The sequence below is a fragment of the Anaerosporomusa subterranea genome (assembly GCF_001611555.1).
In the GTDB taxonomy this organism is placed as follows: domain Bacteria; phylum Bacillota; class Negativicutes; order Sporomusales; family Acetonemataceae; genus Anaerosporomusa; species Anaerosporomusa subterranea.
In genome coordinates, this window is record NZ_LSGP01000016.1 from 19,257 (window position 1) to 30,674 (window position 11,418).

Annotated in this window: 11 protein-coding genes, 1 tRNA gene and 1 other annotated feature; of the genes, 9 read left to right on the forward strand and 3 right to left on the reverse strand. The window is 42.9% G+C overall.

Annotated elements, in window-relative coordinates:
• The first annotated feature begins 228 nt into the window (after positions 1-228).
• Positions 229-484, forward strand: a binding site (T-box leader).
• Between the two features lie 58 nt (positions 485-542).
• The 6 genes from AXX12_RS07525 to AXX12_RS07550 all read left to right on the forward strand — a co-directional run bounded on the left by AXX12_RS07525 (position 543) and on the right by AXX12_RS07550 (position 4,627).
• Positions 543-1,124, forward strand: a complete 582-nt coding sequence (locus tag AXX12_RS07525; RefSeq protein WP_066240445.1) for a tryptophan transporter — start codon at positions 543-545, stop codon at positions 1,122-1,124.
• Positions 1,121-1,987: an energy-coupling factor ABC transporter ATP-binding protein gene (locus AXX12_RS07530; protein ID WP_066240448.1), complete on the forward strand. Its 867-nt coding sequence runs from the start codon at positions 1,121-1,123 to the stop codon at positions 1,985-1,987. The genes AXX12_RS07525 and AXX12_RS07530 overlap by 4 nt, the downstream gene beginning before the upstream one ends.
• The gene (locus AXX12_RS07535) at positions 1,980-2,804 is read left to right on the forward strand and encodes an energy-coupling factor ABC transporter ATP-binding protein (protein WP_066240451.1); all 825 of its coding nucleotides are present in this window, start codon (positions 1,980-1,982) and stop codon (positions 2,802-2,804) included. Before AXX12_RS07530 ends, AXX12_RS07535 begins: the two co-directional genes overlap by 8 nt.
• A complete protein-coding gene (locus AXX12_RS07540) occupies positions 2,797-3,477 on the forward strand; it encodes an energy-coupling factor transporter transmembrane component T family protein (protein ID WP_066240455.1) in 681 nt (226 codons plus the stop codon). Before AXX12_RS07535 ends, AXX12_RS07540 begins: the two co-directional genes overlap by 8 nt.
• Before the next feature lie 154 nt (positions 3,478-3,631).
• Positions 3,632-4,297, forward strand: coding sequence for a 3D domain-containing protein (locus AXX12_RS07545; protein WP_197470674.1), 666 nt, complete (start codon positions 3,632-3,634; stop codon positions 4,295-4,297).
• 255 nt (positions 4,298-4,552) lie between these two features.
• Positions 4,553-4,627 (forward strand) — tRNA-Val (locus AXX12_RS07550).
• 139 nt (positions 4,628-4,766) lie between these two features.
• Here the strand turns inward: AXX12_RS07550 and AXX12_RS18745 are convergent.
• The 3 genes from AXX12_RS18745 to AXX12_RS07560 all read right to left on the reverse strand — a co-directional run bounded on the left by AXX12_RS18745 (position 4,767) and on the right by AXX12_RS07560 (position 7,472).
• On the reverse strand, positions 4,767-4,943 hold the full coding sequence (locus AXX12_RS18745; RefSeq protein WP_074431345.1) for a helix-turn-helix domain-containing protein: 177 nt from the start codon (positions 4,941-4,943) through the stop codon (positions 4,767-4,769).
• 137 nt (positions 4,944-5,080) lie between these two features.
• Positions 5,081-5,698, reverse strand: coding sequence for a ribonuclease H1 domain-containing protein (locus tag AXX12_RS07555; protein WP_066240461.1), 618 nt, complete (start codon positions 5,696-5,698; stop codon positions 5,081-5,083).
• Between the two features lie 1,285 nt (positions 5,699-6,983).
• Positions 6,984-7,472, reverse strand: a complete 489-nt coding sequence (locus AXX12_RS07560; RefSeq protein WP_066240463.1) for a hypothetical protein — start codon at positions 7,470-7,472, stop codon at positions 6,984-6,986.
• 179 nt (positions 7,473-7,651) lie between these two features.
• Between AXX12_RS07560 and AXX12_RS18750 the strand changes: the two genes are divergently transcribed.
• From AXX12_RS18750 to AXX12_RS19025, 3 genes are all read left to right on the forward strand, one after another.
• Positions 7,652-9,808 carry a zinc-ribbon domain-containing protein gene (locus AXX12_RS18750; protein ID WP_074431346.1) on the forward strand — a complete coding sequence of 719 codons (2,157 nt, stop codon included), beginning with the start codon at positions 7,652-7,654 and terminating at the stop codon, positions 9,806-9,808.
• 220 nt (positions 9,809-10,028) lie between these two features.
• Positions 10,029-10,607, forward strand: coding sequence for a hypothetical protein (locus AXX12_RS07570; RefSeq protein WP_066240468.1), 579 nt, complete (start codon positions 10,029-10,031; stop codon positions 10,605-10,607).
• Positions 10,608-10,657: 50 nt separating this feature from the next.
• Positions 10,658-11,287, forward strand: a complete 630-nt coding sequence (locus AXX12_RS19025) for an HNH endonuclease (protein ID WP_082816758.1) — start codon at positions 10,658-10,660, stop codon at positions 11,285-11,287.
• Positions 11,288-11,418 lie beyond the last annotated feature (131 nt).

Consider the following 11,418-nt stretch of genomic DNA (forward strand, 5'->3'; position numbering starts at 1 on the left):
CTCCGGTAACATTTTTAATTTGGCTTTGATTAGTCTTCCCGCTGTATAGGCTGTCTATTTACAAAAATTGATTTTTTTGCAGTGGGGGAAATAGCAGTTTTAGAAAGCGAAGATAAGATGATATCTGGCCGCGAAAACGCGAAAGGCGCCGCGCGCCCAAAGGCTACGATGAAAAAGACATTGACACCACACTTGCCTCTCTGATATACTTTCTGTAAATACATATTCGCATCATCAATGACCGGGAAGAGTACACATGGCTAGAGAGCCGCAGCGAGCCAATGAAAGTGAGAGTTTGGCGCCGCTCAGCATGTCGAATGGGCCCGGGAGATACGATCCGATCCAGCTTTAGGGGTAGGCGTCGTCGGGGTTTCTTCCGCCGTTATCAGGAAGAGGGTATCGGACATCTGTCCTGTACTTCTTAAGCCGGACTATTTTTATAGTCAATTAGGGTGGCACCGCGGGTTAACGCCTCGTCCCTTCAGAGAGAATCTCTCTGTTGGAACGAGGTTTTTTAGTTTAAAGAAAAGGAGGAAAAGATCATGGAACAGCAAGTACAACAACCGACCATCATTGTAGCAGGAAAAGGGGGCAAGTACCGCTGGTTGGCAATTACAGCCTTATTTCTAGCTATTGGCACTATTTTACGTCTGGTTAGTCCGAGCGTCGCGGGGGTATCGCCAAATTGGACCATTGCGATGTATTGCTTGGCCATGATTCTAGTGCGGCCATCACTGGGGCAGGCGGTAGGTATTGGTCTGGTAGCCGGCGCTATCGCACTGGTTACTTCAAAATCTCCTTTTCCGTATGGTAACCTCGTGAGTGAAGTATTGGGTGCGGTTACCGCCTGTACACTTGTCAAATACAATATCGGCTGCAAAATCGGCAAGCTCAACCTTCAACCGGCTATTATCGGCCTGATTACTACCTTATTCAGCGGTCTAACATTTGTCACATTAATGAAGATTGTGCTGGGATTACCGATGCAGGTTTACCTATACGGTATGTTGCCAGTTGTTTTTACAGTGGCTGCGGTCAATACGGTGGTTACTCAGGTGCTTTACTTCCCGGCATATAAACTGTTTAGCGCACAATTAGGCATTTCGGAAAGGGAGAAGAAATGAAACCAGTCATTAGTTTTTCTGATTTCTCGTTTTCTTACCATGGCCGTACTCAGGCTCTGAATAATATCAATCTTGAGATTCCAGCAGGCTCTTTTACTGCGGTTGCTGGCTTAAGCAGCACAGGAAAGACGACGCTTTGTCTTGCAGTCTCTGGGCTGGTGCCACATTACTTCGGCGGCGCAGTTGGTGGTTCGGTGACTGTCAATGGTATGAACACACTGCATACGGAGGTCGGCCAGCTCGCTGAGGTGGTAGGCACGGTCCTCGAAGACTATGAGTGCCAGCTGGTCACGATGACTGTCGAGGAAGAAGTCGCGTTTGGTCTAGAGAACCGCGGCGTCCGGCGCGAAGAAATTGTTGTGGCAGTTAGCGAAACTCTGCGCATGGTCGGTCTGCCAGGACTCGAGAAGCGCGAAGTATCCTCACTCTCCGGCGGCCAGAAGCAGCGACTTGCCATTGCGGCGGCGCTTGCGTCCAAACCTGCTGTTTTAGTTCTCGATGAACCCACCTCCGCTCTCGATCCCGAGGGCGCCGAAGAATTGTATGCTTTGCTCGGTCGTCTAAACAGGGAGACCGGTTTGACAATGATGATCGTCGAACATGATCTTTCTCGCATTCTTCCTTATGCCGACCGTCTAGTGGTGCTTGAAGCCGGCAGGCTGGCGGCAGCCGGAAAAACCGAGGAGGTTCTCGCTCAGTTAGTTAAAGGCAACAGTGCCAGCTTGTCTCCAACGCTGTGGACTTTGAAACACTTGCTCGAATCAAAATCGGACGCTGTATTTGCGCCCTGGCTTAGCAACGAGCAGGCAATCGATCAGCTTCGTGTTTTCCTGCGACAGGAAGGAGCGGAAAAAATTGCTTGAACTGCGTGACGTGACTTTTGCTTATAATCGTAATCAGCCGCCCGCTGTTGCGAATGTTTCCTTGACAATTCGCCGCGGTGAATTTGTTGCTATAGCCGGACGTAACGGCAGCGGCAAAACCACGATTACAAAATTGATGATGTCTCTGCTAAAACCGACTCATGGGCAGATTTTTCGCGACGATGAAGACACAAAATCCTGTACTCCGGCTGATATGGCACGTTATATTGGCTATGTTTTTCAGAATCCTGACCGTCAAATATTTCGTGACACTGTCCGGCAGGAGATTTCCTACGGACCGGAAATGCTGGGTTTTTCATCAGAAAAAATCAGCGAAGTTACTGAACAAGCGATGAAACTGACCGGCGTCGCAGATCTTGCCGATCGCTATCCGCGAACACTGACCAGGAGCCAAAAGCAGCGGGTCGCTATTGCTTCAGCCCTGTCCATGACGCCTGATTTTTTGATTCTTGATGAACCGACCAGTGGCCAGGACGCTGACACACATGAACGATTCATGGCCCTGCTAAAGGATTTTCATTCTTCTGGAAAAACGATCATTCTGGTGACTCATGATATGGATTGCCTTGTCCGTTATGCTGAGCGGGTAATCGTTATGGATAAAGGAATAAAGCTGTTTGACGGCTCTGTAACTGATTGCTTTGCTGACCGCCGCAGACTTCATGAGGCCGGTTTGCGAGAGCCAGCGACTGTCAGCGTATCAAACGGGCTGGCTCCGCAAGGAATATCGCTGACAACAGATGTTGCTTCACTGGCCGAACAAATTCTCGCAAAACGGGGTGGACTCAATGGTTAAACTGGCTCCTTTGACCCGGCTTATCGCCACTTTCGCGGTCTCAATCTGGGCCTTTATCCTGCAATCTCCGCTTGTTCTTACTGGATTAGCGGCCATCATCGTCATGTTGCTGTTTGTTGTGTCCGGCCTGCGCAAGGGCGGACGGATCGCAGGAAGTCTGGCCCTGGTTGTAGCAGGCTTGATCGCTGTGCAATATCTCTTGGGCACAGATATGAATGTTGCCATTGCCGGTGGTCTGCGGATGGTTATCATGTCGGTCGCTTTTATTGTCTTATTTGCGAGCACTCGGGCACAGGACTTAACCACAGCGCTTGTTACCCAGTGCCATATTCCCTATGAATTTGCCTTTCTGTTTACCTCTACACTGCGGTTTGTGCCCGACCTGCTGGCAGAAAGTCAAGCCGTACAGGAAGCTCAGGCTTGTCGTGGCTATACTTCAAAAGGTGGATTAAGCCGTCTGGTAGCGTATCTCTCTGTCGTTCAGCCGCTGGTTCTTCGTTCAGTCAGTCGGTCTGAGACCATGGCCATGTCTCTGGAACTGCGTGGCTTCAATGCCGGTAAACGCAGCTTTCTCACCAGTGTTGCCCTGGGAGCGACTGATTATCTGCTGTTTGTACTGATGGCGGCGGTGACGATGGTTTTGATTGGTTTTAGGGCAGGCTTAATCAGCTAAGATTAAGGCGCAGCACGCCTGCGCTGAGGGAATGCACATCGTGCTGGAAATCATTGATCTTTCCATAATAGGTATTTCTATGGTAAAATAGTAAATAGGTGTATGGATTTTCCACTCTTCAGAGCCTTGCTATCAGTTAGAAAGGAGATGACCAGTGCGAAAGAAACTATTACTATTTTGCCTACTGTTTCTGTTCTCCACTAGTACGGCGTTAACTGCCGCTACTCCTAAACAAGTCAGCAAACAGGTTCCTGCCAAAGCTGCTGAGGTGCTTCCCAGCGAAATAAAAGAACGCTATCCAATCCCGGTTGTCACCGAACCTGTTCTCGAGCAGGGTGCAAAAGGTGAGCAAGTAACCAAAGTACAACAGCTTCTGGCTGAATCCGGCTTCTATGCTGGAACTCTTGATGGCAAATTCGGACCAGCCACCCGCAGTGCGATCGAACGGTTCCAAAAGCACTACTCTCTACCGGTGACTGGCACTGTGGACCGCACCATGATCGATACCCTGCAGCGAGCTAAAGGCGCACCTGACCGCTACCGTCGCGTTATCAACATGGAGGCTTCGGCATATACGTCCGAAGATCCCGGCAACGGCTCTTACACCTATCACGGCAATCAACTCCGCAAAGGATTGGTCGCTGTCGATCCCAATGTCATCCCCCTTGGCGCCAGACTGTACATCGAAGGCTATGGCTATGCCATTGCTGATGACACAGGCGGCTACATCAGGGGTAACCGCATCGACCTTGCCTATGAAAACCGTGGAGAGGCTTTGCAATTTGGCCGCAGAACGGTATCTGTGTACATTTTGGACTAAGAGACCGTTGCAAAAGTTCATCTGCGTTGCACCCGCAAGGGGCATGCCGCCAACTCTAAGGCGCTTAAGCGCCAAGAGTTGCGCAATCACGACTACGTTTGCTTGCTTGCGTACCCTTATGTACGCGTCGCGGCGCAAGCCTCGCTGTTCCTAGCAGCTGAAGCTTTTTCAACTAGTCTCTTCGAAAAACAGAAAATTCTCGGCAGTAAGGGTGGATATTTCTCCATCCTTTTGCTATACTAGAGTTATCGCTATGGGGTATTAGCTCAGCGGGAGAGCGCTTGATTCACATTCAAGAGGTCGCTGGTTCGAAACCAGCATGCCCCACCAGGAAATACAAGGCTTCCAGGGTTTTAACCTGGAGGTCTTTTCTGTTTTTATGCTTAAATTTATGCTTAGAGAATTGTAGCATTTTTATTTATGCTTACTTTCTGCATGGGTAGAAGAAAAAGAGACATCCCGATCTCATTCAGGATGCCTCATTTATAATTTTTTCACGTACCCATCTGTTAAGCAATTCTTCCTCAACCCTCCAAGCTCTTCCGAGTTTAATTTTTGGGAAACCCTCACTGTGGATTAGGTTATATCCAGTAGGTTTAGAAACCCTGAGTATTTCGCAGACCTCATCAATTGTTAATAGTTTCATCTTTCTTCCTCTCTTTCAATACTGTAAATTAGTTTTTATAAATAGACAAAAAAATAAGGCCAAGGTAACTGCAAAATAAGTAAGTGCAGTCACCTTGGCATAAATAAATGAAATATATATACTTTTAGATCGGTAGTCTAAGCATGGATCCCTAATGCTTCCTTTGCAAGCTTGTCTACTAATTCGTTCCCTTCTATACCTGAGTGTCCGGCTACTTTTCTAAATTTTACCCAAGACAATCTACTTGAAGTGAACTCTGCGTACTCTGTGGTGTATTTATTATTCGTCTTCCAAGACCCATCAGGCCAATGAGCAAGGCCGCTATAGTCATGATGAATAGTAATCGGCCTTTTGTCGTTCTCTTCTGCCCACAGGATAGCCTTTATCGCACCAGTAATTTCACCGGCAACGTTTTGTTGCTTAGCGAACTCCTCATCGGTCCCTACACCATTTGAAGAGTACAGAAGGTCATTACCTTCATAAACAGCAAAAGCCCAGCTATAGCGGTCCATCAAGTAACTACCATCTACATAAATATTAAGCGCAGTCTCCTCAGGTAGATTGTTTGGCACACTCTGTTGAGACTGAGCAGCTGCGTCTGCTTGAATGAAATTAAGAGCCTCTTCCTTGGTAGGGAATCCCTTAAAGAAAGCATTAGGAAATCCTATCACTTGTCTCTTGCACTCATCCCAAGAATAATATATACCCGGTGTTCTCCCTGTTCGAACAGCATAGTACTTGTTTTTAGTTGCCATATTATTATCAATCTCCTTATAGTATGCTTAGTCTTGAAGTTTTTTTGATCGGACCATAAGAAACCTGTTCGTTATAGTCCAACCATTCGGGGATGTACTGATGTAGTGTATCCACCATACAATCATATCTGGTTAAATAATGGTTTTTGATGAGAGTAGCATTGGCATTGACCAGCATTGTTTCTTATAGCTATCGGAACCTTTTTCTGTGTCGCTTTCAAGCTGGTATTTTTCTGCGATTTTTGCATTTGTTTTCGCAAAGCTACTTCTTGTTTGTTAATGTACTTAACTAAATCAGCTTCAAATCGCGCATCTGTTTCGTACTGGATTGCCGAGGTCTTTCTTCTGTTGATTTAATCATCAGTACTGCTGGTTGTTAACGATACCATGTTTCATTACTTTGCCTCTTTTCATTTAATTATTTTTTGAGATTCATACAGTGTTTTATCTCTATATGTGTGATCAAATAAAAAACAGATAGATAATAACAAAACGATTAATCCATACTATTTTAATCGGAATTGAAAAAATAGGGAGTCTTAAAGTACACGAAGTATTAGCATCACCTCGTGTATTTTAAAACTCCCTATATATCTTCTTCCGTCTGGTCTTAGACAGCTACTTGTTTACTTTAGGTATCCCTGCGTGCTACGAAGTAGTTGAGACAGGGTGGTTTAAAGACACTGAAACAGTATTTTGAGACAGTATTGCTGTTTGAAATAACTTACTAAAATAACCAACATAGTTATAATTATAGACAGTCTATTAGTATCTATTAGAACACCATTAACGTATACGTTAAACGATACTCTTAATAGTCTTTCTAATTGTCTTGTTATAAGTATGTTAGATAGTAATTACTGAATAGCACTATTACTTCACTATTAGTAATACTATTAGTAAAACTCCCCCCTATCAGTACAACACCTAATGCAGCCCCCCCCAAACTGCACTGGCTTGCTAATTTAATAGCTGCTGTAATGATAGACCATTAGAAGCCTAATCGCTACCTAATGGATTTTAATAAGACAATATAATGAAGAAATTGCCTATTTAAGGTATATTAATCTTCTATGGCAGTCTTCTTATCTTTCAAGTGTGATCAATTAGTGTGTATGTGTGAACAAATATGTTCTACACTGAGAACTCAGGACCCAATCTTGGACTTACTTTCAGCTTATCCGTTATGAGATCGGAGAGATGTAACCTGTGATTTTAATAGGAGGAGGTGGTTCTTTCTCTATAATATGCTACAATGCGTGATCGTATATATGTGCTAAAATGGTTAAAATCGCTTGAGTAAATCCTGGAACTCTTGTCGTGTTATTGTTCTGCGGGAGACAAGTTCATCAACAAGGAGGCTAATCATGATCTTAATCTCGGGTTGTTTGAAGTAACTCGTACTTTCTTCTAACGCATCACTAATAATTCTGTTAACATCAAAAAAATTATTGACTCCAAGTATTGTCTTTCGGGCATCCTTACGGTCATCGTATTCCGTTGAGGACGTTGATGAACTTAAGGCAGCAATCTTGCTATACCCTTCAGCCAGAAGTATAGCCTCCCCAGCAATTTTCATCATTACGAAATCGAATAGGTTTTCCTCAGTAGCGATGAAGTCCTCAGAATGAAACACGTGCCCACCCTTTTTGGGGTCTTCAGAATTGATGGTAACATAGTCCCAGCTAATCCCGAACCGCTCCGCAATCAAAACGTGGCCAATCTCGTGTGTTGCCTTAAACTTGTCTGTTTCGGTAACTGCAAATTCGTCCACAAAATCACCTCAGTCTATTCTTCGCTATCTGATTAGTTAAAAATTATCAGATAACCCATTCGAGCTTATATTACCGTAATTTCCTATAAACGAAAAGGATTGGGATGAAATCACATAAAGGTCATGACAATGTGTCGTAGAATATATAGTTACAAATAAAGTCCAGATTGGAGATATAAATGGCTCAGCATACTTTCCGTTCTGACTGTTTTGGCATTGAACATCCTGAGATTGCGAAAGAATGGCATCCTTCTAAAAATGGTGATTTGACGCCAATGGATGTTGTATCTGGTTCTGGTAGAAAGGTTTGGTGGTTATGCAAAACATGTGGTTATGAGTGGCAAACAGTAATTAATAGTAGGGCAAGCGGAAGTCGATGTCTTGCCTGTATTAATAAAGTCGTTACTACAAACAATTGCTTAGAAACCCGAAACCCGAGCTTAGCAAGTGAGTGGCACCCAGTAAAAAATGGTACACTTACTCCTTTAGATGTCGTTCCGGGATCAAAACAAAGAGTTTGGTGGTTATGTCCTAAATGTAATCATGAATGGGAAGCAACCTTAGATAACAGACATAGACGGGGAATTGGGTGTCCAAGTTGCACAAATCAGGTAGCAACAAAAGAGAATTGTTTAGAAGCTAATAACCCCGTTTTGGCAAAAGAGTGGAATGTGATAAAGAATGGCACTTTGACGCCACGAGATGTTGTTGTAGGATCTGGTAGAAGGGTCTGGTGGCTCTGTTCGAACTGCGGACACGAATGGGAGGCTGTTGTTAGAGAACGTGATAAAGGGACTAATTGTCCAGAATGTCGTGTAAAAGAACTGGTCATCGAAAAATGCTTATCCGTCGTTAGTCCAACGTTAGCACAGGAGTGGCATCCAACTAAAAATGGAACAATTACACCGCAACAAGTTTATAGAAGCTCAAATATAAAAGTGTGGTGGCTCTGTTCGGCTTGTGGTCATGAATGGGAAACTCCTCCCAATAGTAGAACTGAGGGGAAGGGATGTCCTAAGTGCACCGAAGCCTTACATACTTCTTTCCAAGAGCAAGCCTTGTTTTTTTATATCAAACGAGTGTTTCCTATGTGTATTAATAGGCACTTAATAGACAAAACTGAGGCAGATATCTATATCCCCGAAATCAATCTGGCTGTGGAGTATGATGGCTATTATCACAATAAACAAAAATCTATTACAAGAGACGCGAAGAAAAATAAACTATTCAATAACAAGGGTATTCATTTAGTTCGGATACGATATAGTAATGCACCTGTTTTAAGTTCTTATGGTTCTTATACTATAATCGACTACTATAATGGTACACGGGATTACGTTGCAATAAAAAGTATTTTATCGGATTTACGTGTTTTCATAAAAAATAATTTTAACCTCTTACCTGAGCAAGCCAAGCATTTAGAAGAGTGGGAATCTATTAGTATCGAAGAAGATGAGTTGGTAATATTAAACCAAATTCAGCAACTCCTCTATGAAGAAAGTCTCGCCTTCACTCGTCCTGATCTTATTAAGGAGTGGCATCCAAATAAGAATATTAATTTAACTCCTAATAGTATACTTGCAGGGTCGCAGAGGAAGGTTTGGTGGAAATGTCTCACATGCAACCATGAATGGCGTGCTAATGTTAAAAACAGAAGTAAAGGGGTTGGCTGCCCGGCTTGTGAAAACAAGGTTGTCACTTCAACAAACTCACTATTAGCATGCAATCCCAATTTGGCGAAAGAATGGCATCCTACAAAAAACGGAGAACTAAGTCCCGGTGATGTAACACCTGGTTCTGAACTTGTAGCCTGGTGGAGGTGCTCGACTTGCGGCTATGAATGGCAGAGACGTGTGGCAAGCAGAAATGCAGGTCGAGGTTGTGCTTTTTGTGCTAAGCAAGTGGTTACAGATAAAAACTGTTTATCAGAGCTACGCCCTGACCTGTTAGAAGAATGGCACCCAACTAAAAACGTCGAACTCTCGCCAGATTCATTGGGAGTAAAATCGAATCAGCGAGTATGGTGGAAATGCTTAACTTGTGAATTTGAATGGCAAGCATCACCTAATAACCGTAGTAAAGGTCACAAATGCCCAGCCTGTGCTAATCGAGTAGTAACGATTCATAACTGTCTTGCAACACAAAATGAAAAAGTTGCACTTGATTGGCATTACTCAAAAAATGGCGCACTTACTCCTAAGGATGTAGTACCCGGATCTGGAAAGCAAGTATGGTGGTTATGCTCAACCTGTGGATTTGTGTGGCGGACTCGAATTGTAAATCGAACATTAGGAACTGGTTGCCCCTCTTGCTGCAAAGACAGCCTCAATAAATAATTAAACAAATGACCACTCATAATTGGGTGGCTTTTTAATTTTAAACGTGTCTATTGACATCAAAAACCTCTTTCAGTATAATCAATGGCTTCGCATTATTATTAGAGTTGAAAATTTCAAGATGTTTTAAATTCTAATTAGTGGGTAATTATAAAGGATTACACATAATCTGGTAGAAAAATGTAAGATAAAATATTTTATTGGAATGGGGGCAATATTCTTGAGGGAAGATACTATACGGATAAGATTTGACTTTGGAGTAAACTCGTTGTATGACTTAGGTTACTTTTCAGTGGATATCTATCACCTAATAGTGTTTTGCGAATTATTAGAGAAGGAGTATGAAAACAGCCAATTTTTAGAAGAAATATTTTTTAGCCCTTCCTGGGGCTTCCGATTAACGAGGAATGCAAAGGTATTAAGAGAGTTTCGTCATAAAGCGAAGATTGTTCATCTTCAGGATGGAAGCATTGAGTTGGTTATTGCAGGAATCGGGGCAATAGCATCGATTGTAGTACCGATTATGCTTCATCTTGTACAAGAAAAGTCCAGAAGAAGTGACGAGAGAATAATTTTTGAAGTTAATTCGGATGATTATGAGGTTAATAGGCTTATAGATGAAGTGCAGAAAGGCTATTACGGTTTTGATGAAGCAGGTGTTGAGTGGCTACTGGATACGCTTAGTAGGTGGAATTATGATGTTAGGGTCCAATCTAAGGACGTTTATAAAATATCCAAGGTTTTACAGGGTATTGAGCGAAGAATGGTAAGAACTATACCTAAATACACAAAGAAATAGTACGATGAAGGTATTGTCATATCTGTAAATCATTTATTGAGGTGATTATTATGTCTATTAATGCCCTAAGACATTTTTTGCCTGTTGACCCTAAACTTAGCGATGATGAGGTAATAGCTGAATGGAAAAAGCGAACGCAGTCGGTTTGTAAGCCTTGTTGGGAATTGAAATATTGTCCTTATGGACCCTTAGTAGAAGAGTTCCCACTACCTCCCGTTGTTAGAAACCAAGCATTAGAACACAATGAATATCTAAAAAAATGTTTACAAGACAATGTACTTGGAGATGGAAGTCCTCTTGATGAAGAACGAAGATTAAATTTTCAAGAAATGGTAGGTGCGTTTAAGGAAGAAGATTATCCAGAGAGTATTTCAAGTGTTGATGAGGAAAGCTCCTGCACAATATTTGGTCATTTATGCCCAGTATTCTTTGTAAATGAGCCCTTCACTGAAACTGCTGAAATGCGTAGAATTGGTAGGTATATTCCCTTTAATATTAAGATTCGAGTTGCGAGGAGAGATAATTATACTTGTCAAATCTGCGGTAAACACTTACGTGACGATGAACTGGAGTTTGACCATATAATTCCTGTATCAAGAGGTGGTTCTACAGAAGAACATAACATACGTTTAGCATGTTTTGATTGTAATAGGAGTAAGAGTGCAAATGTAGATATTTGATATGTCCGAAATGTATACATTACGGGCGTAGACAAATGGTTCCAGGTGTGTACTGAGGATTCACCTCTAAATAGAGAGAACTGTTCGAAATAGTAACTGAGCTTTTCGTACACTATATTGTCATAAGTTAA

What these genes read in the sequence shown, in the direction of transcription:
- AXX12_RS18750 (WP_074431346.1), top strand. Translation starts at nt 7,652, where the DNA reads ATGGCTCAGCATACTTTCCGTTCTGACTGTTTTGGCATTGAACATCCT.
- AXX12_RS07530 (WP_066240448.1), top strand. Translation starts at nt 1,121, where the DNA reads ATGAAACCAGTCATTAGTTTTTCTGATTTCTCGTTTTCTTACCATGGC.
- AXX12_RS07525 (WP_066240445.1), top strand. Translation starts at nt 543, where the DNA reads ATGGAACAGCAAGTACAACAACCGACCATCATTGTAGCAGGAAAAGGG.
- AXX12_RS18745 (WP_074431345.1), bottom strand. Translation starts at nt 4,943, where the DNA reads ATGAAACTATTAACAATTGATGAGGTCTGCGAAATACTCAGGGTTTCT.
- AXX12_RS07555 (WP_066240461.1), bottom strand. Translation starts at nt 5,698, where the DNA reads ATGGCAACTAAAAACAAGTACTATGCTGTTCGAACAGGGAGAACACCG.
- AXX12_RS07540 (WP_066240455.1), top strand. Translation starts at nt 2,797, where the DNA reads ATGGTTAAACTGGCTCCTTTGACCCGGCTTATCGCCACTTTCGCGGTC.
- AXX12_RS19025 (WP_082816758.1), top strand. Translation starts at nt 10,658, where the DNA reads ATGTCTATTAATGCCCTAAGACATTTTTTGCCTGTTGACCCTAAACTT.